At 56.0% G+C, this 22,890-nt stretch carries 18 protein-coding genes; 13 read left to right on the top strand and 5 right to left on the bottom strand.

The window, feature by feature from the left end; genetic code table 11:
- Positions 1-1,155 carry a bifunctional 2-C-methyl-D-erythritol 4-phosphate cytidylyltransferase/2-C-methyl-D-erythritol 2,4-cyclodiphosphate synthase gene (locus FIV46_RS02960; protein ID WP_139938305.1) on the bottom strand — a complete coding sequence of 385 codons (1,155 nt, stop codon included), beginning with the start codon at positions 1,153-1,155 and terminating at the stop codon, positions 1-3.
- Positions 1,156-1,344: 189 nt separating this feature from the next.
- On the opposite strand from FIV46_RS02960, the gene dusB reads away from it, so the two are divergent.
- The 10 genes from dusB (at position 1,345) to FIV46_RS02910 (ending at position 14,059) form a co-directional block, all read left to right on the top strand.
- Positions 1,345-2,325, top strand: a complete 981-nt coding sequence (gene dusB, locus FIV46_RS02955; protein ID WP_139938304.1) for a tRNA dihydrouridine synthase DusB — start codon at positions 1,345-1,347, stop codon at positions 2,323-2,325.
- Positions 2,325-3,425, top strand: a complete 1,101-nt coding sequence (locus FIV46_RS02950; RefSeq protein WP_139938303.1) for a two-component system sensor histidine kinase NtrB — start codon at positions 2,325-2,327, stop codon at positions 3,423-3,425. Before dusB ends, FIV46_RS02950 begins: the two co-directional genes overlap by 1 nt.
- A 19-nt stretch (positions 3,426-3,444) precedes the next feature.
- Positions 3,445-4,896, top strand: a complete 1,452-nt coding sequence (gene ntrC / locus FIV46_RS02945) for a nitrogen regulation protein NR(I) (protein WP_139938302.1) — start codon at positions 3,445-3,447, stop codon at positions 4,894-4,896.
- Positions 4,897-4,959: 63 nt separating this feature from the next.
- A complete protein-coding gene (locus FIV46_RS02940; protein WP_139938301.1) occupies positions 4,960-7,215 on the top strand; it encodes a sensor histidine kinase NtrY-like in 2,256 nt (751 codons plus the stop codon).
- Positions 7,205-8,575, top strand: a complete 1,371-nt coding sequence (ntrX, locus tag FIV46_RS02935; protein WP_139938300.1) for a nitrogen assimilation response regulator NtrX — start codon at positions 7,205-7,207, stop codon at positions 8,573-8,575. The genes FIV46_RS02940 and ntrX overlap by 11 nt, the downstream gene beginning before the upstream one ends.
- Positions 8,576-8,598: 23 nt before the next feature.
- The gene (gene trkA / locus FIV46_RS02930) at positions 8,599-9,975 is read left to right on the top strand and encodes a Trk system potassium transporter TrkA (RefSeq protein WP_139938299.1); all 1,377 of its coding nucleotides are present in this window, start codon (positions 8,599-8,601) and stop codon (positions 9,973-9,975) included.
- Positions 9,976-9,978: 3 nt separating this feature from the next.
- Entirely contained in the window at positions 9,979-11,439 is a 1,461-nt protein-coding gene (locus FIV46_RS02925; RefSeq protein ID WP_139938298.1) for a TrkH family potassium uptake protein, read from the top strand.
- Positions 11,440-11,592: 153 nt separating this feature from the next.
- Positions 11,593-11,838, top strand: coding sequence for an RNA chaperone Hfq (gene hfq / locus FIV46_RS02920; protein ID WP_139938297.1), 246 nt, complete (start codon positions 11,593-11,595; stop codon positions 11,836-11,838).
- An 11-nt stretch (positions 11,839-11,849) separates the two neighbouring features.
- Positions 11,850-13,253 (top strand): GTPase HflX, encoded by a 1,404-nt coding sequence (gene hflX / locus FIV46_RS02915; protein ID WP_139938296.1) that lies wholly within the window; start codon positions 11,850-11,852, stop codon positions 13,251-13,253.
- Positions 13,250-14,059 (top strand): inositol monophosphatase family protein, encoded by an 810-nt coding sequence (locus tag FIV46_RS02910; protein WP_139938295.1) that lies wholly within the window; start codon positions 13,250-13,252, stop codon positions 14,057-14,059. Before hflX ends, FIV46_RS02910 begins: the two co-directional genes overlap by 4 nt.
- Here the strand turns inward: FIV46_RS02910 and mazG are convergent.
- Complete coding sequence (mazG, locus tag FIV46_RS02905; RefSeq protein ID WP_139938294.1) at positions 14,039-14,869, bottom strand: nucleoside triphosphate pyrophosphohydrolase; 831 nt, start codon at positions 14,867-14,869, stop codon at positions 14,039-14,041. The genes FIV46_RS02910 and mazG overlap by 21 nt on opposite strands.
- A 35-nt stretch (positions 14,870-14,904) precedes the next feature.
- Positions 14,905-15,495: a GNAT family N-acetyltransferase gene (locus FIV46_RS02900; RefSeq protein ID WP_139938293.1), complete on the bottom strand. Its 591-nt coding sequence runs from the start codon at positions 15,493-15,495 to the stop codon at positions 14,905-14,907.
- Positions 15,496-15,656: 161 nt separating this feature from the next.
- Here FIV46_RS02900 and FIV46_RS02895 point away from each other — a divergent pair, with 161 nt between their 5' ends.
- On the top strand, positions 15,657-16,916 hold the full coding sequence (locus FIV46_RS02895; RefSeq protein WP_139938292.1) for a cation:proton antiporter: 1,260 nt from the start codon (positions 15,657-15,659) through the stop codon (positions 16,914-16,916).
- On the opposite strand, the gene FIV46_RS02890 is transcribed toward FIV46_RS02895, so the two are convergent.
- Positions 16,885-18,024: a PepSY-associated TM helix domain-containing protein gene (locus FIV46_RS02890; RefSeq protein WP_139938291.1), complete on the bottom strand. Its 1,140-nt coding sequence runs from the start codon at positions 18,022-18,024 to the stop codon at positions 16,885-16,887. The two genes, FIV46_RS02895 and FIV46_RS02890, sit on opposite strands and share 32 nt — an antisense overlap.
- 58 nt (positions 18,025-18,082) lie before the next feature.
- Complete coding sequence (locus FIV46_RS02885; RefSeq protein WP_181163033.1) at positions 18,083-20,203, bottom strand: TonB-dependent siderophore receptor; 2,121 nt, start codon at positions 20,201-20,203, stop codon at positions 18,083-18,085.
- Positions 20,204-20,402: 199 nt separating this feature from the next.
- Here FIV46_RS02885 and FIV46_RS02880 point away from each other — a divergent pair, with 199 nt between their 5' ends.
- The gene (locus FIV46_RS02880) at positions 20,403-21,743 is read left to right on the top strand and encodes an APC family permease (RefSeq protein WP_139938290.1); all 1,341 of its coding nucleotides are present in this window, start codon (positions 20,403-20,405) and stop codon (positions 21,741-21,743) included.
- A 126-nt stretch (positions 21,744-21,869) separates the two neighbouring features.
- Positions 21,870-22,760 (top strand): hypothetical protein, encoded by an 891-nt coding sequence (locus FIV46_RS02875; protein ID WP_139938289.1) that lies wholly within the window; start codon positions 21,870-21,872, stop codon positions 22,758-22,760.
- Positions 22,761-22,890: the final 130 nt, after the last annotated feature.

Here is a 22,890-nt window from a genome sequence, read left to right as displayed (position 1 = left end):
CTATTTTCCCGATACCATGACGGTGGCGATGGCCTGGGCGGCAATCCCTTCGCCGCGGCCGGTAAAGCCCAGTTTTTCCGTGGTTGTTGCCTTGACGCTCACCAGATCGGCGTCCAGGCCGCAGATTTCGGCGATGGTCCGTCGCATGGCCTCACGGTGCGGCCCGATTTTCGGGGCCTCGCAGATGATGGTAAGGTCAAGCGAACTGATCTCTCCGCCTTTCTTCTCCACCAGGCGCACGGCTTCCTTGAGAAAAGTGTCTGAGGGGGCGCCTTTCCATTTATCGTCACTGGGCGGGAAATGATCGCCAATGTCACCGGCAGCAATGGCGCCGAGCAGGGCGTCGGTCAGGGCATGCAGCGCCACGTCGGCGTCGGAATGCCCCTTGAGCTTGCGGCTATGGGGAATTTTGACCCCGCCGAGGATCACGGCATCGCCCTCCTCAAAGGCATGGACATCAAATCCCTGTCCGGTCCGTATCCGAAATTGTCCTGTTCCGATCATGAGTTCCGCCTTTTCCAGGTCTTCCTTGCTGGTGATTTTGAAATTGCGTTCTTCCCCGTCGGTGATCGCCACCGGCAGGCCGACGAACTCGGCCACGGCCACATCATCGGTCAGGTTCATGCCCCGGGCCGTGCGATGGCCTTCGAGAATTTCGGTGAAGTTGAACGCCTGCGGGGTCTGGGCGCGCCACAGGTTTGTCCGGTCGACTGTCCCGCTGACTAAATCATTTTCCACCCGCTTCAGGGTGTCGGCAACTGGCAGCGCGGGCAGGGCGCTGCCTTTCGTTTTCGCTGTCTCGATGGTCCGGCTGATCAGTTCTTCGCTCAGCAGCGGGCGGGCGGCATCATGGATCAGGACGATATCCGGGGCTTCCGACACCAGGGCTTCCAGGCCGCAGAGGACAGATTGTTGCCGGGTTTCGCCGCCATAGACCGGCGGCATCAGTTTCAGGATACCGATGGCCTTATTGTACAGCATGACGTCGTCGGGATGGATGGCGACCACGATCCGGTCAATTTGCGGGTGGTTCAGGAACTTTTTAACCGTATGATACAAAACGGTTTTATCGCCCAGTGTCAGATATTGCTTCGGGGTTTCTCCGCCTACTCTCTGGCCGCGTCCGGCGGCGACAATAACTGCAGCAACTTTCATAGATCCGGTTCCTTTGCCATCCCCTGGCATCTTTTCACAGGAAACTAGCACCGAGGCCCCGGAAAGTCTGCTTTTTTTTCATATTTCATGCTTTGACCTGCCTGATCTTTTCCTATATAGTCCGCCGCTGGTTTGATTAATATTTAATCAATTATTGAACTTCCTGTTTTGAGTGCATAGATTTTAATCATGAAGATTGGTTCGATTGAGATTGAAGATCCCGTATTGCTGTGCCCCATGGCCGGTGTGACGGATCGACCCTACAGGCGTCTGGTTAAGCGCTTCGGCGCCGGCCTGGTGACCTCGGAAATGATTGCCAGCGAGGCAATGATCCGGGCCCATGACCGCACCCTCAAAATGTCAGCGCCGGAAAGCGATGAATATATGATGTCTGTGCAGCTCGCCGGCTGCGAACCAAGTGTTGTCGCCGAAGCTGCGAAAATCAACGAGGACCGCGGTGCGCCGATCATCGACATCAATATGGGCTGTCCGGCCAAGAAAGTGGTCAACGGCTATGCCGGCTCGGCGCTGATGAAAGAACCCGGACTGGCCCGTGAAATTCTCGAGCAGACGGTCAAGGCGGTCAAGGTGCCGGTGACCCTGAAAATGCGCACCGGCTGGGATGACAGCAATCGCAATGCCCCGGAACTGGCCCGCATCGCTGAGGATGTGGGAATACAGATGCTGACCGTGCACGGCCGGACCCGCTGCCAGATGTACCGCGGCTCTTCCGACTGGTCCTTTGTGCGCCAGGTCAAGGAGGTGGTTAATATTCCGGTGATTGTGAACGGCGACATCAACACGCTGGAAGATGCCGCCGAGGCGCTGCGCCAATCCGGTGCCGACGGCGTCATGATCGGGCGTGGCAGTTATGGAAAACCCTGGTTCCTGTCCCAGGTTATTCATTACCTGAAGACAGGCGAGCAGCTGCCGGATCCGTCTCTTGAAGCGCAGAAGGATATCCTGACGGAGCATTATGAGGCGATCCTTGAGCATTACGGCGAGCATACCGGCAAGAAAATCGCCCGCAAACATATCTCCTGGTATACCAAGGGACTGCGGGAATCCGCGGCCTTCCGCCAGAAAGTCAATCACCTGGCGGATGTAAACCTGGTCCGGGAAGAAATTGACCGTTTCTATGATCCGCTAATTGAGGAAATTGCTGCCTGATGGGTAGGGTACTGGATAAAATAAAATCAGCGTCGTCGGGCATTAGCATGGATGTCATCCTCAACAGCCTGCCCGACAGTATTCTGGTGGTGGACAAGGATAATCGTATCCGCTTTGTCAACATGGCCTGCCAGAGCCTGTTTTCACAGAGCGCCAAAACCCTGCTAAAAAAAGATGTGGCTACGCTGGTGCCGTTTGATAGTCCCCTCATGTCCCTGATCGCCCAGGTGCGACAGAAGAAGCTGATCGTTTCCGAATATGACGTGCCGCTGTCGAATATGCGGCATCTCGACCAGCGCGTCGACATTCACGTCTCGCCGATATTGGACGAAGAGGGCAGCCTGCTGGTGCAGCTCCAGGACCGCGGTATCGCTCACAAAATCAACCAGCAGCTCAGCCATCGCGGCGCCGCGAGGTCAGTTTCCGGCATGGCGGCGGTTCTGGCCCACGAAATCAAGAACCCGCTGTCCGGGATCCGGGGGTCGGCCCAGCTTTTGGAGCTGGACGCCAATGATGATGAAAAGGCCCTGACCCGCCTGATCTGTGAGGAAGCGGATCGGATCTGTGCCCTGGTGGACCGGATGGAAGTATTTTCGGACCGCAAACCGATCGACCCGGAACCGGTCAATATCCACAGCGTCCTGGAGCATGTCCGCAAACTGGCGGAAAATGGTTTCGGCAAGCATGTGAAGTTCTTTGAGAAATATGACCCGTCCATTCCGCCAACAGTCGGTGACAAGGGACAGTTGATCCAGGTGTTCCTCAATCTGGTGAAAAATGCTGTGGAGGCGGCGCCGAAAGTAAGCGGTGAAGTCACATTGACGACGGCCTATCGTCATGGCGTGCGCGTGATAATCCCCGGCGGCCATGAAAGAATTCACCTGCCGTTGGAAGTGTGTGTGATTGACAATGGCCCGGGTGTTCCGGAGGACCTCAAACCGCATCTGTTCGATCCCTTCGTCACCACGAAAACCAACGGAACCGGGCTTGGACTGGCGCTGGTGGCGAAAATCGTCGGGGAACACGGCGGGATTATCGAATGTAACTCGGAACCCGGGAAAACCATTTTCAGGGTAATGCTGCCAGTGGCAAACAGCTAAGTTCAGGATCAGAGACAGTATGACTGGAAAAACCATATTAATCGCCGATGACGACCGTGCCATCAGGACCGTCCTGTCCCAGGCCCTGGGTCGGGAAGGCTACGATGTCCAGGTCACGAGCAATGCCTCCACGCTGTGGCGCTGGGTCTCCAACGGGGAAGGAGATATGGTGATCACCGACGTGGTGATGCCGGATGAAAACGGCCTCGACCTGTTGCCGCGGATCAAGAAGATCCGCCCCGAGCTGCCGGTCGTCGTGATGAGCGCCCAGAATACTTTGCTGACCGCTGTCAAAGCCACGGAACGCGGCGCTTATGAGTATCTGCCCAAACCGTTTGATCTGAACGAAGTCAAGGCTGTGGTCCAGAAGGGACTTGCTGCCAAATCGAAGGTGGAAAAGCCCGTTCAGGCGGACGAAGATGCGGAGGATCTGCCCCTGATCGGTCGCTCTCCGGCCATGCAGGAAGTTTACCGGATTATGGCGCGCCTGATGAATACGGACCTGACCGTGACCATTACCGGTGAATCCGGCACCGGCAAGGAACTGGTGGCCCATGCCCTTCATGATTTCGGCAAGCGCAAAAACGCCCCGTTTGTGGCGCTGAACATGGCGGCCATTCCCCGCGAACTGATTGAAAGCGAGCTGTTCGGTCACGAAAAAGGGGCCTTTACCGGCGCAGACAGCAAGAATATCGGCCGCTTTGAACAGGCCCAGGGTGGCACGTTGTTCCTCGACGAGATCGGCGACATGCCGATGGATGCCCAGACCAGGCTGCTTCGCGTGCTGCAGGAAGGTGAATATACCACCGTCGGCGGCCATAAGGCGATCAAGGCGGATGTCCGTATTATCGCCGCCACCCACCGCGACCTGAAGCAGCTCATCAATCAGGGCCTGTTCCGGGAAGACCTTTACTACCGCCTGAATGTTGTGCCGTTACGTATTCCGGCGCTCCGGGAACGCAAGGACGACATTCCCGACCTGGTGCGCCATTTTCTGTCGGACTACGCTTATGAAAATAACCTGCCGCCCAAGCTGATCGACAGTGACGCGCTGAATTACCTGAAGCAGCATAACTGGCCGGGCAACGTCAGGGAGCTGGAGAACCTGGCCAATCGTCTGGCCGCCCTCTATGTGGAAGACGTCATTAATCTCGAAATCGTACGCTCCGAACTGACTGCCGGCCCGGGACCCGAAGTCGCGGAAGCCGTTGCCGCTTCTGAGGACGAGACGATGCGGGACGCCATCTATCGGCATCTCAAGAAATATTTTGATGCCCATGCCCCCCATGAACTTCCGCCCAGCGGTCTTTACGCCCGGGTGCTCAAAGAGCTGGAGATTCCCCTGATCGAACTGAGCCTGAACGCCACCCGCGGCAACCAGATCAAGGCCGCGGACCTGTTGGGCCTGAACCGCAATACCCTGCGGAAAAAAATCCGCGAACTGGATATCAACGTGGTGCGCGGCGGCTGACGTCATGACATGTTGCAATTATGCAACAATATGATATTCTCCCTCTGAATTGTCAGAGGTATTATGAGTCAGGTAATCGAGAAAAGAACGCCAAGGCGTTATTTCCGCTTTGTTTTGTGGGCTAAAAAGGTAAAGCTCACAAACAAGGTCGCTTTTTTACTGGCTGCCGGCGCCCTTCTGTCGGGTGTCTTTACCTATGCCACATTTTCCAATGTCGGACCGTTCGAGCCGACGCCGAAAACCCTTTATGGCCTGCTGCTGTTCAATTTGATTTTGCTGCTGGTGCTGGGGGCATTGGTGTCGCGGCAATTCATCCGGCTGATGTCGGCCCGGAATGCGGGCATGGCCGGGTCGCGGCTGCAGAGCCGGATCATCACCCTGTTCAGTATTGTCGCCATTACCCCGACCATTATCGTCGCGATTTTCTCGGCGCTGTTTTTTGAATTCGGCCTGCAGGCCTGGTTCAACGACAAGGTCCAGACCGTGCTGACAAGTTCGCAGAGTGTGGCCGAGGCTTATATCGACGAACATAAAAAAGTCATCAAAGCCGATATTCTGGGGATGGCGAAGGACCTGAATGCCCAGGGTATCGCCATGTCCAATAACCGGGAGTTCCTGGAACAGGCCCTGACCGGAATGTCGCAGATTCTGGGGCTGTCGGAAGCGATAATCCTGAGTTCCACCGAAGTCATTGCCCGGGCGCGCGGCAGTCTGTCGCTGATTACCGAACCATTCCCGCTGCAGGCCATCAATGCCGCCGCCGAGGGCAAGGTGGTGTTTCTCAGCAGTGAGGATGACGACAGGATCAGGGTCCTGATCCAGCTTGACGGTTTCCTCGACCGCTATCTCTACATCAGTCGCTTTGTCGATGCCCGGGCCCTGGCGCTGGTCAAGGAGACATCATCAGCCCAGAAGGAATATGAAGATGTCCTGGCCAATCTGTCCGAATATCGCCTGTGGTTTAACCTGACCTTCATTGTTATCGCTCTGCTTATTTTGTTTGCCGCGGTATGGATGGGGCTCGGCCTGGTGACCAAATTGATGGAACCGATCGGCAACCTGATCAATGCGTCGGCCAAGGTCGGTAAAGGTGATTTTTCCGCCCGGGCGCCGATCGAAAATACCTATGACGACCTCGGCGGCCTGACCAAGGCGTTTAACAATATGACCTGGCAGCTGGAAAACCAGCAGAAGGACCTGCTGACAGCCAACATGCAGCTGGATGAACGCCGCCGGTTCACCGAGACGGTTCTGTCCGGGGTTAGTGCCGGCATTATGGGACTGGCGCCTGACGGCACCATCACCCTGCCCAACAGGTCCGCTGCCCAGTTGCTGGATCAGGATTTTAACCATTTGAAAGGTCGTTCGCTGACCGATGTGCTGCCGGAAGCAGAAGAATTGTTCGAAAAACTCAAGGGGGGCGGCAGCAAGTCACTGCAGCAGCAGATCGCCATTATCCGCGGGGAAAACAAGCTCAACCTTCTGGTCCGCATCACCGCCGAGATGAAGGGGGGCGAAGTGGAAGGTTTTGTTATCAGCTTTGATGACATTACCGATCAGGTCGCCGCCCAGCGGACCGCAGCCTGGGCTGACGTGGCGCAGCGCATTGCCCATGAAATCAAGAACCCGCTGACGCCGATCCAGCTGTCGGCAGAACGGCTCAAACGCAAGTACGGCAAGGAAATCCATTCCGATCCGGCTGTATTCGATCAATGTACCGAAACCATCATCCGCCAGGTGGGCGACCTGCGGCAGATGGTTGATGAATTTTCCTCCTTTGCGCGGATGCCGGCGCCCATTATGAAGCCCGAAGACCTGTCCGAGATTATCAGGCAGTCGGTTTTTCTTATGGAAGTTGCCAACAGCGATATCAGTTTCTCCGTCAACCTGCCGGATGGCGACCTGCCGGTGATGTGTGACGCGAGACTGATCGGACAGGCCCTGACCAACCTGATCAAAAATGCCACGGAGGCAATTGCATCGCAGCGGGAGGCTCTCCCGGACATCAAGGGTCATATCGGTATTGATGTTGAATGGGCTGAGAGCGACAGGATTATAGTCCAGATCAGCGACAACGGCGTGGGACTTCCCGAAGACATGCTGCACCGGCTGACGGAACCCTATGTGACAACCCGGGCCAAAGGCACCGGGCTTGGGCTGGCAATCGTAAAGAAAATCATGAGGGATCATGGCGGTGACCTTGTTCTGGAGAACCGGGAACATGGCGGCGCCCGGGCCTGCATGATATTCACCACCGATGAAAGCGTTAGAGAGTCGCTTGAGTATGAAGAAGACCTGAGGATAGTACATGGCTCTTGATATATTGATCGTAGATGACGAACAGGACATCCGGGATCTGATCGCCGGCATTCTGGAAGACGAGGGATTTGAAACCCGGGTGGCGGGTGACAGCGACTCCGCCCTGGCCGAGATCGAGGCGCGGCGTCCGTCGCTCCTGATCCTTGATATCTGGCTGCAGGGCAGTCGCCTGGACGGGCTCGAGGTGCTGGAAGAAGTCAAGAAACAGCATCCGGACCTGCCAGTGATCATCATCAGCGGTCATGGCAATATCGAGACAGCGGTGACCGCCATCAAACGCGGCGCCTACGATTTCATTTCCAAGCCGTTCGAGACCGACAAACTGCTTATTCTGGTGGAGCGGGCCACGGAAGTCGGCCGCCTGCGGCGGGAAAATACCGAGCTGAAGGAAAAAGTCGGCTATGACCTCGGGCTGACCGGTAACTCGTCCGCCATCAACATGGTGCGCAATACCATCGAGAAAGTGGCGCCGAGCGGCAGCCGGGTGCTGATTTCCGGCCCGCCGGGATCAGGCAAGGAAGTGGTGGCGCGCCTGATTCACGAGCAGTCCAAACGGGCCAACGGCACCTTTGTTGTCGTGAACGCCGCCAGCATGTCGCCTGAAAATATGGAAAGTGAGCTGTTCGGTATTGAAGAAAACAGCGTGGTGCAGAAAACCGGGGTGTTCGAACAGGCGCACGGCGGCACCCTGTTTATCGATGAAGTGGCCGACATGCCGCAAACCACCCAGGCCAAAATCCTGCGGGTGCTGACCGACCAGAGCTTTGAGCGTGTCGGCGGCAACACCCGGGTACATGTGAATGTACGGGTGATCAGCGCCACCAGCCGCAATCTGAGGGAAGAAATAGAGGAACAGCGGTTCCGCGAGGACCTGTACCATCGGCTCAATGTGGTGCCGGTTGTTGTCCCGCCGCTGACCCAGCGGCGCGATGATATCCCGCAGCTGACCTACCAGATCATGTCGCAGCTTTCGACGGTGACCGGCCGGGTACCGCGTCAGGTCAGCCCGGAAGCCATGGCGGCACTGCAGGCTTTCGACTGGCCGGGAAATGTGCGCCAGCTGAAGAATATCATCGAACGCCTGCTGATCCTGTCGTCCGACGGGGAGGAAATCGGGGTTGAAATGCTGCCCGCGGAAATCGTGGCGGACATGGATGTAGTCAGTCCGGGCCGCAACAATGAAATCATGTCGTTGACACTGAGGGATGCCCGTGAAAAATTCGAAACCGAATATCTTAAAGTCCAAATCAACAGGTTTGACGGAAATATCTCGAAAACCGCTGAATTTGTTGGTATGGAAAGATCGGCACTGCACCGGAAGCTGAAAAACCTCGGTCTGTCCGGACAGGAAAAAAAATAAAACAAATGCAAAGGTAAACGGACATGAAGGTCATCGTATGCGGAGCCGGCCAGGTCGGGTTCAATATCGCCCGTCATCTGGCAAATGAACATAATGACGTTACCGTTATCGACCGCTCCCCGAAACTGATTGCCAAAATTCAGAACTCGCTGGATGTACAGGCCATCGTCGGCTATGCCTCGCACCCGGACCTGCTGGAACGGGCAGGGGCGCGGGATGCGGATATGATCATTGCCGTCACCCTGTTTGACGAAGTCAATATGATGGCCTGTCAGGTCGCTCACTCACTGTTTGACGTACCAACCAAAATCGCAAGGGTGAGGGACCAGAGCTACCTGAAATCCATGTGGCAGGACCTGTTCAGCCGTGATCATATGCCAATCGATGTGATCATCTCGCCGGAAATCGAGGTGGCGCGGGCGGCAATCCGGCGCCTGGAGGTGCCGGGCGCCTTTGACATGATTCCCTTTGCCGACGACAAGGTGCAGGTGGTGGGGGTCAAGCTGGAGGAAGACTGCCCGGTTGTGGACACGCCCCTGCGCCAGCTGACGGAGCTGTTCCCCGATCTGAATATTGTGGTGTCCGGCATCATGCGCAACGGCAAGATGATTGTCCCGACCAGCGCCGACCAGCTGCTGGTGGGGGACGATATCTATTTTATTTCGGAAAAAAGCCATGTGCAGCGGGCGCTGAATGTTTTTGGCCATGAGGAAGAGGAGGCCCGGCGCATTATCATTGTCGGCGGCGGGAACGTCGGCCTGTTTATTGCCGAACAGTTGCTGGCGGAAGATTCCAAGATCCAGATTAAAATTATCGAACTGAAACAGGAACGGGCGACTTTTGTGGCGGAGAAACTGCCCAAGGCCATCGTTCTCAACGGTGATGCGCTGGACCTTGAGCTGCACAAGGAAGCCAATGTGGCGGGGACCGAAACCATCATTTCTGTGACCAACGACGACAAGGTCAATATCCTGGCATCAGCGCTGGCCAAGCATGGTGGCTGTGAACGTGCTATCGCCCTCATCAATAACCATGATTTCGGGCCCTTGACCTATTCTGTCGGTATCGACGCCTTTGTCGATCCGCGCCAGACCACCGTGTCCAGTATCCTACAGCATATGCGGCGCGGACGGATCCGTTCCCTGCAGACCCTGGCCGGCGGCGCCGCCGAGGTTCTCGAAGCTGTCGCCCTGGAAACCTCTCCCCTGGTCGGCAAGCCGCTGAGGGATGTCAAATTGCCGCAGGGAATCATTATCGGGGCGATCATACATGAAGGCGAGGTTGTTGTGCCGCGCGGCGGAAGTATCATCAAGACAAACGATATTGTTATTGTTTTCACCAGGGCCGATATGGTGCGCAAGGTAGAAGAGCTGTTCACTGTAAAGCTGGAATATTTCTAGCTAATGTTCGCCAGGATCGGAAATATTGTCGGCTATTTGCTGATGATTCTCGGAGCGACGGAACTCCTTCCCATTCTGGCCGCAACCTACTACAGGGAATTCGAGCTGATCCTGCCCTTTCTGATCAGTGCGCTGGCGACGGTCTTTATCGGCACGGCAATCTATTTTGCCTTCCAGGACCTGAAAGAGCAGGCCAGCAGGCATGAAATTATCCTCTTCATGTTTTGTGTCTGGGTCGGACTGCCGCTGTTCGGGGCGATTCCTTTTATGACAACCGGGGTGCTGACGAAATTATCCGACAGTTATTTCGAGGCGGCATCGGCCCTGACGACAAGCGGTGCCACGGTACTGTCCAATATCGACCTGGTGCCCCGGACAGTCATCTTCTGGCGTTCCCTGCTGCAGTGGCAGGGGGGATTGCTGATTCTCTGTATTGCGGTCGCCATCCTGCCGCTGACAAGAATTGGCGGCATTCAACTGTTCAGGAGCGCCCTGCCGCACGGGGAGGGTGAGGGGCTTCTGGCGCGCATGCGCTGTGCTTTTTTACCCCTGGTCAAAATCTATGCCTTCCTGACGGCCCTGTGCACGATAATGCTGCTGCTGACCGGTTTCGGGACCTTCAATTCCCTGAATGTGGCGATGACCACCCTGTCGAGTGGTGGATTCGTTCCCCATGACAGTGGCGTGCGGAATATGTTTAACGGGACCGTGGAACTTATCCTGTTGCCTTTCATGCTGCTGGCGGCGACCAATTATACTTATCACTGGTCCTTTTTTTCCGGCAATAATCTGCGTATTTATCGCGGAGATTCGGAAATCCGCGGCTTTTTTATGATTCTCGCCGCGGCCGTTGTTCTGTTTTTTATTGCCCTGGTGCTGGCCAATTCCAATATGGAAGCGGGCGTGTTCCGAAAATTCTGGCTGGCGATTTTTTCCGTGGTCTCCATTCTGACGACAACCGGTTTTTTACCGGATGAAGCGGCATCCATGCCGGTGTCGGTTATCGTCATTGCCGGGATTCTGTTGTTTATCGGCGGAACCACGGGATCCACCGCGGGCGGGTTCAAGGTTTTGCGCTTTAAAATCCTTCTGCGACATGCAGACCGGGAGATCAGCCGCCTGGCCCATCCCCACAGTATTGTGCCCCTTCGAATTAATGACTTGAATGTTTCGGTTTCCACGCTATATGCAGTGTGGATATTGTTATTTATCTTTACGTCTGCTGCTGCATTCGCCGCCGTATTTTACGGGGCCCTGGGGCTGGATCTGCAGACAAGTCTGGGACTTACCCTTGTAAACCTGTTTAGCGCAGGGGGCCTGACCGGCCTGGTGGCTCCGGATTTTGTCGGTTATTCGAGCCTTCCGATCATCGGGAAGTGGTTGACCTCTATGATAATGATAATAGGACGGCTGGAGATCGTTGCCTTTTTGATCATTTTCATGCCGTCATTCTGGAGAAACTAAAAAAAGGACTGGACAGTCCATTAGCCGGTTACATGCCAAAGTAGCCTGTGTTATGATCGTTCAGACCGTCGAGTTGGATAAAATCACAGGTCCAGTAGTTGTTCAAAGTTATTCAGTAAACCTTGAACCAAAAACAATAAATGGAAATAAAAGATGTCAGATAAAAACCATAACCTTCAAGATGCTTTTCTCAACCACATTCGCAAAAACAAGACACCGATCACCGTCTTCCTCGTAAACGGTGTGAAATTGCAGGGAATTATCACCTGGTTCGATAATTTCTGTATCCTTCTGCGCAGGGATTCCAACGTACAGCTTGTTTACAAACATGCGATCTCTACAGTTATGCCCGGGGCACCGATCCAGCTTTTCGACCCGGAAGCTGACAATCAGGAGTAAAACGGCCTTAAATGACAGCCAGGATTAAAACGGACGAACTGACCTTCAGGAAAAAGAGCTTCAGTTCTGTCTGGGATGATCCCTACAGTGAAGATATCGCGCTTCCGGACCATACGGCGGGAGCGCGAACTTTTATTTTTCATCCCTACCTCCGCAACAAGCAGGAGAATCTCTCCTGGTCTCGCACTCCCCGGGCTCGCCTGGAGGAGGCGATTTCCCTGTCGGCCGCCCTTGACCTGGATGTGGAAAAAGCCATCACTATCGGCATTACCACGATCCGTCCGGCGACCTATCTGGGCCGCGGTAAAGTCGCGGAACTTGCCGACTATATTGACGCAAATGAAATTGAGCTGGTGGTTGCCGACTGCGAACTTTCCCCCGGCCAGCAGCGCAACCTGGAGAAGGAACTGAGCTGCAAGGTCATCGACCGCACCGGGTTGATCCTGGAAATCTTTGGCGAACGCGCCCAGACCCGGGAAGGGGCCCTGCAGGTAGAGCTGGCCCATCTGTCCTACCAGAAAAGCCGTCTTGTGCGGTCTTGGACCCACCTGGAGCGGCAACGGGGCGGTTTCGGTTTCATGGGCGGCCCCGGGGAAACCCAGATCGAGGCCGACCGGCGCATGATTGACGAGCGGATCGGCAAGATCCGGCGCCAGCTGTCGACGGTGACCAAAACCCGCGAGCTGCATCGCAAAAGCCGCAAGAAAGTGCCGTTTCCGGTCATCGCCCTGGTGGGCTATACCAACGCCGGCAAGTCAACTTTGTTTAACCGGCTGACCAGTGCCAATGTCATGGCCGAAGACCTGTTGTTCGCCACGCTGGACCCGACCATGCGGCAGCTGGACCTGCCCAACAACAAGAAAGCGATCTTTTCCGACACGGTGGGCTTTATTTCCGACCTGCCGACTCACCTGGTGGCGGCGTTCCGCGCCACGCTGGAGGAAGTGGTCGAAGCGGATATCATCATTCATGTCCGCGATATTTCGCATCCCGAGACAGAAGACCAGCGCAAGGATGTGCTTGATGTCCTCAAGTCCCTGGGTGTCGAGGAGGGGGAAGAGCGGACCATTATCGAACTGTGGAACAAGATCGACCTGGTGTCTGCCGAGGAGCGGGAGACGCTGGAAAACCGTGCCGCCCGCACCGATAATGTTGTGCTGCTCTCGGCCGTAACCGGTGAAGGCTGTGACCGGTTCCTGCAGGTGATCTCCGATCATCTGTCCCGGGACGAACAGGTCTATCATTTCAGTTTCCGCCCCGACCAGGGGGCAGAAGTGGCCCAGATTTACCAGAACGGCGAAGTGCTGTTCCGGGAAGATGGCGAAAACGGCACGTTGATCACCGCGCGCCTGAGCGGCAAGGCGATCGGGCTGCTGGAAAAACAGGAGATAGTCCCTGTGGGAGCCGGGGCATGAGCCTTGATCCCGTCCGCATCGCGGACTATGTCCGCGAAATATCCCATGACGAAATCCTGAGCCGGTTCGAGAAGCTGGAAGCCCATGAAATCCAGGACAAGGCGGCCGGGGAGATGGTCACAAGCGCCGATATCGAGGCGGAACGACAGTTAACGCGGCTATTGACCGACCTCTGTCCCGGCGCAGTCGTCGCCGGCGAGGAAAGTATCGCCGAGCATCCGGAACGGATCCATGATGTCCTGGAGGCCGATCTGTCCTTCCTGATTGACCCGGTGGACGGCACCAATAATTTCATCCGCGGTAACCATCGCTTTGCCATGATGGTGGTCGCCCTGAAAAAGGGCGCGACGGTTGCGGCCTGGATCTATCTGCCCAGGGACGATGTGATGGCGGTTGCTGAACGCGGGAGCGGCACCCTGCTGAATGACGAGAAAGTTAAGTTGCCGCGACCGCCGGCCGACATCTCCAAGCAGATTGCGGCGGCCCACATTAAGCGTATGCCCGATGACCTGAAGGAAATGGCGCGGGAGAACCTGAAGAAATTCCTGAAAAACAGCCCGGCATTTTGCGCCGGTTATGACTATGTCAGCCTGCTCAGGGGGTGGAAGCATTTTTCCGTCTATTTCCGCACGCTCCCCTGGGATCATCTGCCCGGCAGCTTCATGATCCGCGAGGCCGGCGGCTGCAGTCGGCGCCTCAATGAAGAGGAATATACCATTCATGAGCGGGGAAAGGGGCTGCTCAGCACCCTGACTGAACCGCAATGGTATCAGGTGCGGGACGCTCTATTTCCCGGACGTTTCTGATTTTTCTTTTTCCAGCGCTTTGGTCTTGTCCCAGTAGCGGTCCAGTTCCTCCAGGTCGCAGTCGTCGGCTTTGCGGCCCTCTGCAGCCAGCAGTTCCTCGATCTTGCGGAACCGGCGTTCAAACTTGGCGTTGGCCGAACGAAGGGCGGTTTCCGGATCGATTTTCAGATGCCGGGCCAGATTGGCATAGACAAACATCATGTCACCAAACTCCTCGGCAATGAGTTCGGGATCCTGTGTCTCCCGGCTTTTCACCAGTTCGGCGGACAGTTCGGCCATTTCCTCATTCAGCTTGTCCAGTACCTGGGCGGTTTGCGGCCAGTCGAACCCGACCCGGGCGGCCCGTTTCTGCAATTTGACGGCACGGGTGAGGGCCGGCAGACCCCAGGTCACACCATCGAGCGCACTTTCCAGTTTCCCCTCATTCTTGCGGGCCCGTTCCTCGGCCTTCATTTCCTCCCAGGCCTTGCCCTGTTCCTCGACCGAGTCATACTTGTGATCGGCAAACACGTGAGGATGGCGGCGGATCATTTTATCGCTGATTGCCTCGACCACATCAGCAAAGTTGAAGTGGCCCTCTTCCTCAGCCATACGCGAATGAAACACCACCTGGAACAGCAGGTCGCCCAGCTCATCCTTTAGCGCATCCATATCGCCATGTTCGATCGCCTCGGCCACCTCATAGGCTTCCTCGATGGTGTAGGGGGCGATGGTCTTGTAGGTCTGCACCTTGTCCCAGTCGCACCCCTGATCCGGATTTCTGAGACGGGCCATGATTGCCAACAGGTCATTTATCGTATTTGAGGGCATGTTTTTCCTGCCATATTTTCCTCTGTGCCAGCCAGTCAATTGTTTCGGTTCAGCCATTCTTTGCGGCTGCAGCCATATTCCAGGGCCGGCTGGTTGTGGACATAGAGGTCCCCGCGCCGGGTAAACCCAAGTCGCTCGGCCACATTTATGGAGGCCGTATTCGCAGCGATAATCAGGGCGCAGAGATAAGCGTAATTTCTTTCGCGAAATCCAAAATCGACAATCGCCCTGGCCGCTTCTGTCGCGTAACCGTGTCCCCAGGCCTCAGGAACAAAGCTGTAGCCGATTTCCAGTTTGGCTTTTTTGCGCTCATCCTCCGGCCCGTTATAGACTTTTTCCCAGTAGAAATAGTCGACACCGTCTTTTTCATAGCCGTAAAAGTGGCTGAATCCGCAGCGGCCGAGTGGGGCGTCGTCCTCCTTGCGTACGATCAGATAGGGGCCGGTGCCGTCCCTTTCATGCAGGCCCAGGACCAGCTTGAGCCAGGCGACATTTTCCTCGTGGCTGCGCAGCCGGCCAAGCGTATAGCGCATCACTTCCATGTCGCCGTGCAGCCGGTCCAGGAAATCGATATCCTCGGGACGAAAGGGCCTCAGGAGAAGTCGTTCTGTTTCAAGTGTCTGCATGCTGCGCTCCGTTTTTTACTCTGGTCCGGTTATACTCAATCCACCGGACAGGCTAAAGTAAATAAACTGCAGTTCTATCGGTCGCATAAATTTTTTCTGGAAAAGCCCGGAGTGCTGGTGCTTAATAATTCTCGGAAAAATATAGCAATTAGGGATATTCCGTGGAGCCGCTTGTTTACCTTGCCATCATCTGGGCGTCAGTTTTCATCGCCAATATTCTCGCCGAAAAAACCAGGCTGACGCCGGTACTGTTTTTCCTGTTCATGGGGGCGTTGCTGGTCAATACGGGCATCCTGCCCGAGCAAACCGGTGATTTTATCCGGGTCTTTGCCGAGCTTGGCATTATCGTCATCATGTTTGCCCTCGGCTTCGAGGAAAACACCAGCGACTTCATGAAAAGCATCAAGCGCAGCTGGGGCATCGCCCTGTTCGGGGCACTGGCACCTTTCTTTACCGCCTATGTGGTGGCGGACTATTTCTGGGCCGACCGGAATGTCGCCATCATGTGCGGCCTGGCCATGACGGCGACCGCTGTCTCCCTGACCATGGTTTCCCTCAAAAGTGAAGGGCTGCACCGGTCACAGGCGGCCAAGGGCATCATGACCTCTGCCATCCTGGATGACGTGGGCTCGCTGGTCTTTGTCGCCATCCTGGTGCCGATCGCCACCGGCTCGACCATGGTCAGCCTGCCGGCCATCGGCCTGATCGTGCTCAAGGCGCTGCTGTTTTTCCTGATCATTGCCGCCGTCGGCATGTGGGTGCTGCCGGAACGTCCCAATGGGCTGTTGTCGCGTATTCCGGGCTTTGGGCGTCACGGCGTCCGGCATGTTCTGTCGATCGGCAAGGGCGAGAACACCACCCTGACCGTGCTGACGGTTGCCGTTCTGGCTGGCCTGCTGTCCCATCTGTTCGGCTTTCATCCGGCGGTCGGCGCCTATATGGCCGGACTGATCCTAAAAGAGGAATATTTCCAGATTACCGCTACGCCGAATGTCAACCATTACAAAAATACAAAGCAAATCCTGGACAATGTGGCCTTCTCGTGGATCGGGCCGGTATTTTTTGTCAACCTCGGCGCTCATATCGTGTTTGACTGGGATATTCTTCTGGCGGTGATCCCCCAGACCCTGGTTATGGCTTTCGCCCTGCTGGTGGCGCAGATTGCCTCGGCGGGGCTGGCCGCACGTTATACCGCCGGGTTTGACAATGCCCAGAGCATGATGGTTGGCATCGGCATGCTGGGGCGGGCGGAACTGGCCTTTGTGGTGATGGATATCGCTTATGTGCAATATAAAATCCTCAACGACGAGGCCTTCTATACCCTGATGGGCACGGCGCTGGTCCTGAATATCGCCGTGCCGGTCGGGATTGTGCTGTGGAAGCCCCATTTCAACCGCTCGGTGGAGAAACAGGCGGAGTGACGGCGCGGGTTTTCCTGGAGCGACTTTTGCCGGTTTTCCGGCTCACCCACATATAAAATCCCGTCAGCGTCATGCCGGCAAGCCCGATGCCGACCAGGCACCAGACCAGCTTGCTGACGAGGCCGCCGAAATCACCGAAATGCAACGCCCGGAAACTGTCCACCAGATTCCAGCAGAAACCGGCGTCGCGAATGTCATAGGTGTGCAGGAGCTCTCCGGACTGGCTGTCATAGGTCACGGTCGAGCCGTAGCCGCTGGCAAAGGGATTGGAAGAGGGCACCTCACCGTAAAAAGTAATACCCAGCCCCGGCTCGTAGGGCATCAGAAGATATGTCGGATGAAAACCTTCAATCTGCTTTTTGCTGTCCTCCAGAATGGTTTGCAAATCCAGTTTATCGTTATAGAGCCGGTCCGTCATCAGAGAGGGGGCGGCTCCCTGTTCTCCGGCCTCTTCCAGATATTCCATCAGGTTGAAATACCCACCGGTGATGCCGAGGATCAGAAGGACAGGTGAGGCCCAGATCCCGATCAGACGATGCAGTTGCCGCATATTGTTCGAGGTGCGTGGTCCCCAGTCGAATGTAAAAAATTTGCGCCAGAATTTGCGATAGATGATCAGGCCGGTAATGCCGAGGAAAATCATGAACAGGGCCGCCCCCAGAACGATCAACAAGCCGGCCAGGGGGTGGTTTTCCAACAGGTCATTGAGCAGCAGCGTGTAATGGAGTTGCAGCAGCCAGTCTGTGAAGTCACTATACAGTCCGACCGGCTGGCTCAGGACTTGACCGTTGAAGGGATCGAAATAGACCTTGAACCATTCGTCGGTTCCTTTCCTGATCAGATAAATACGGTCCGCTTCATAACCGTCATGGAACAGTTCCCAGCTGCCCAGTTCATAGTCGGGGAAGGCAGAATTGATGGTAGAGAGGAGCGTGTTCATGTCTTGCCGCATGCGATCGGGATGATCCAGGGTGACACTGTCGGGCATCAACAGGGCGTCGATCTCGAATTTGAAGACCAGCAGGGCGCCGGTCAGGGTAATGAGCAGCAGCGGCAGCATGGCGGCCAGCGCCATGTAACTGTGCAGCTTGAAGATTCTTTTTCGCATACCCACCCCATCAAAAGGCCGCACCCGGTTATCCCGGATGCGGCGAAAAGCTTACGCCTTAGAAGTCAGCATAGAGCGTGAATTCAATACTGCGTTCAGCTCCGAACCAGCAGTTGTTGGCGTCATAACAGGAACCGATAAAGCTTTTATCGGTCAGGTTGGTGGCGTTGAGCCCCAGGCGGAAGCTGTCGTCGACCTGCCAGGAGAGGGCCGCGTCAAATACGGTATAGGCCGGCACCACATCGGTATTCAGGGCGTCAAGCTGGCTTTCGCCCACATGGCGCACCCCGGCATTGACGGAGATATCTTCCCGCGGCCGCCAGGTGGCCCAGAGCGACGCCTGACGATCAGCAACCCACACGGGATGAAGGCCCACCAGCGCCTGGTTCAGTTCGTTTTTCGACACCACCACATCAAGTTCGGTGAAGTTGGCGGTGATGTCAAAGCTGGCTGTCACTGCGGCAACGACGGACAGTTCCAGTCCCTGGGATTTGACTTCACCGGTCTGGGTGTACTGCAGAAAGTCCGGGGTATTGACCACCACATTCTGTTTGCGCAGGTCAAAGTAGGCGGCTGTGGCGGTAATATTGCCGTCCGCACTCCTGAATTTGATTCCGATTTCAAACTGTTTTGCCGTTGTCGGTTTGAAGGCTTCTCCGGTCAGGCTGTCCACGCCGGAGGTGGGCTCGAAGGATTCGGCATAGCTGACATAGGGCGCCAGTCCGTTGTCGAAGGTATAGATGGCGCCAACGCGGGCGCTGAATTTATCCTGGTCGATTTCCGTGGTGCTGCCATATTCAAAGCCGAGATAGACATTCTCGACCATATCGCTGCTTTCGTAAGTGTCCCAGCGCAGGCCGCCGAGAACAGTCAGGTTGCCCCAGGTAATCTCGTCCTGCAGGTAAATCCCAAACTGTTCCTGGTCGATGTCATGCTGCTCACCGTAGCTGTCCAGCGGCAGGCTGTCCGGATCAAACTGGTCATGGTCAGGATTGCCGAGATCAATGGTCGGCGTGTTTATGGCCAACGTATCGCCATAGGCGATATCTGATTTCAGCTTCTGATATTCCATGCCGAGAAGCAGGCGGTGAGAAGTCTGCCCCACGTCCAGGCGCCAGGCCAGCTGGTTGTCAATGGCCACGCCTTCATTGTCCTCGTCGGTGAAATAGGCGCTGCGGATCAGGGTCCGGGCATCCCCGGCAAGGCCGTAGTTATAGGTGTTCTTCTGGAACCCGTCCGCATTGGTGTAGCGGAAGTTCTGCAGGAAGGAAACATTCTCGTTGAACTCATGGTTCAGTTTGTAGCCGACCATCAGGACCTCGCGGTCAAAACCGGCCCAGTTCTGGTCGCCCGCATAGGCATCAGAATCGAGGCGGCCATAGTCGGCGTCATAGAGGGTGCCCAGTGCCGGCAGGGGCGTTGACGGCACCATCTCCGGATCATTCTGGAAGTAAAGGTTGAGGTTCAGGCTGGTGCGGTCGGAAACTTGCCAGGTAAGGGAAGGGGCAATGGTCAGCCGCTCTTCTTTGGTGGTGACCTGCTGGCCGTCCTTGTCCCGATAGAGCATCACAATCCGGTAATCGACGCTGTCGCTCACGGGACCAGTGCTGTCCAGGGCGACTTCAACCAGGTTATCGGTGCCAACCCGGCCGCGGAAGCGATTATGTTCCTCGGACAGGGGCTGTTTGCCGACCTGATTGATCATGCCGCCCGGAGGGGCGGAGCCGTAGAGGACGGAAATCGGACCCTTGAGGACTTCGACGCTCTGGGTGGCAAAGGCATCGACCTGGGGCAACAGGTTCCACAGCCGGTTATACTGCAGCGGCAGGCCGTCATAATAGTTGTTATAACTGACGAAACCGCGAATGGTGTACTGATCGAAGATGGTCACGGCACCACGGCTTTCCGGGGTGATGCCCGGGACATAGCGCATGGCTTCGTTGACGCTGTCCACCTGGCGCAGCTCGAGAACCTCGGCATCATAGACTTCATAGCTGAGCGGGGCTTCCAGTGGACTAAGTTCTGATTTGGTGCCTGTGGTGCGATATCCGGCGCCATAGACGACCACTTCTTCCAGGCCCTCCTGCGAAATGAAAGTTTCGGCGTGAGCCGGAAACAGGGGCTGGCCCATCAGTGCTGACAGCGCAACGCCGGAGGAAAGATATTTGCTTAAGGACATTTTCTCCCAACCTTTATATTATTGGTGACTACATTATATTAAGAATAATTCCTAATAGCAGGATTGATAATATTATTGATAATTAATTGCAAACAAAATGTGGCGAGTATTTTGATTATTTGAAATAGGGGCTGACAGAACTGCTTGTGACCTCTTAAGATGGCGTTTAGCTCGGGAAGAAAAGGCGGACGCCACCATCATGCACAAGTCAGGCACACCCATTACTTTCTGGTCGGCCGTTTCCATTGGCATCGGGTCGATGGTCGGGGCCGGGATCTTTGCCCTGATGGGGGAGGCGGCGGTGATTGCCTCAAGCGCCACCTATATCTCCTTCTTCCTCGGTGGACTGATCGCGCTGCTGAGCGGATATTCCTTTGGCAAACTCGGGGCGACCTTTCCCTCTGCCGGCGGGGTTGTCGAATATCTTGGCCAGGCCTATGGCATCGGGATCTTCTCCGGCGCCATGAGCGTGATGATGTATATCGCCGCCATCGTTTCGGTCTCGCTGGTCGCCAAGGCTTTCGGGGCCTATGCCTATAGCATGATGCCCGCGGGCAGCGCCATAATCTGGCGATATCTTTGTACTGTCGGGATTGTCCTGGCCTTTGTCGCGGTGAACCTGCAGGGCGCCAGGAACATGGCCAGGCTGGAGAAGCTTATTGTACTGCTGAAAATGCTGGTTCTGTCCGCCTTTGCACTTGCCGGCCTGTCCTTCATTGATCCGGCCCGCCTGTCGGCTGCCACCTATCCGCCGGCGAGCCATCTGTTTTACAGCCTGGCGATCACTTTTTTCGCCTATGAGGGGTTTCGCATTATTACCAATGCCGCCGAGGACATGCCGAATCCGCAAAAGACTTTGCCGCGCGCCATCATCACGTCGATCCTCATTGTCATGGTGCTGTATATTGCCATTGCCCTGGTGGTGTTCGGCCAGCTCGCACCGGCGGATGTGATCGCGGCGAAAGACTTTGCTCTGGCCCGGGCGGCCGAGCCGGTATTCGGCCCCCTGGGTTTCAGGATCGTCGCGGTTACGGCCCTGATCGCCACGGCCTCGTCCATTAACGCCAGCCTCTATGCCGTGACCAATGTCACCTATCAGTTGGCCAAAAACGGGGAACTGCCGCAGGCGTTCGGCAAACCGATCAGAAAAAGCCGGGAAGGGCTGGTGATCAGCGGACTGTTGATCATCCTGGTTGCCGTGTTCCTGGATCTCGGCGAGATCGCGGTACTCGGCTCCGTCTCCATCCTGATCCTGCACATGATCACTCATGTGGGCCATGTGCGGCTGATCCGCAAAACCGGGGCTTCAGCACCCCTGGTCGTGGGGGCGGTGCTGGTGAACCTGGTGACCATCATCCTTGTTGTGCGCTATGAGAGTGAACGCTCGCCGCATATCGTGACCCTGATTGCCGCCTTTGTCATCGCCTCCTTCGGCGTTGAACTGCTGCTGCGCGCGGCCGGCAAGGTGGTCAGCCTGCGTGTGGAAGCGCCGGAACTGGAACATAAACTCAAGGGCTGGCTGCGGCATTTCATCCATTGAGGCCCGAGCATCCGCAGGCAAGGTTCGGCAGGCCTTAAAACTTCAAATTGTATCCAGCTGTTAAAATTCAGTACATCTGTCATGCGCTATTCTGTTGCCAATAAAATTAATAATCCGGGAAACAGAATGATCAGCAAAAGTTATATCGTGCAGAAAATTTTCATCTTCATCTTCGGCTTCAGCCTGGGCGGCTGCGCCATGTTTCAGCCGGAGCCTGTGCCGCCCATTACGGCGCAGGAGTATGAAACACGCATGGGCCTGCTGCATCTTCAGCCGAGCCTGATGGACCGGGGATTTTTCAATTTTCTGGCCGGACCGGCAACCCCGGCAGAACGCCAGGCCTTTGCTGATCGGCTGCCTTCCATCGACTGGTATGGTGGCCGGGTCTCCCGCCGGGCGGTAGAGCAGATGTATCCCGACTATTACAGGGATTTCCTGAACCAAAATGCGGTGACCCTTTTTGTTCATGTGCCACAGGATCCCAAGCTGGCCGCCGCCATAAGGGGAGAGCTCTTGGACCGGGTGCCACCCCATGTGGTGCTTACTGACGGCTCTTATCAATCCGATATTCTGGTCACCTATACCCGGCTCTATCAGGACATTGATGTGGTGGACCGTGATCTCAGACAGAAGACCCGGAAATACCCGGGAAAGTACCGGGATGAAAAACGAAAGGAATGTAACCGTCTGCTGCAGGCCCATTATACGCTCGAGCGTAAAAAACTCGAAGCGCGCTATGCCTACCGTCAGTCACTGTCGATTCTGGGCAGTCTGGTCAGTGATGACCAGCTTCGCGATAGCCTCTCGCAGGGCTTTGAAATGGGGACGGATCTGAAGGCGGAAACCCCCTGTGGGCTCAAACCGACCACAGTCTTTCCCGATGACAGCACCAGGCGCAAATTCGATGGCCGCGCCCAACGCAGGGAAGCGCGCTATCGCCTGGAAGAACGAATTGCGCGGGAGCTTGCTCGCCGTCTGAATACCGGCGACCTGCCGCTCAGATCACAACTGCCTTAGGATGTAGGGGCCATAGGATGTAGAGGTAAGTGGCGGAGAGGGTGGGAAACTCATTGTAAAACCCTATCCAATTGAAAAATAATAACTATTTCATTCCCAATTTCGTCGCAGTGTAGCAGTCTGGTGTAGC

Source organism: Emcibacter nanhaiensis, from assembly GCF_006385175.1.
Lineage (GTDB): Bacteria > Pseudomonadota > Alphaproteobacteria > Sphingomonadales > Emcibacteraceae > Emcibacter > Emcibacter nanhaiensis.
This window is presented reverse-complemented; position numbering and strand designations above follow the sequence as displayed.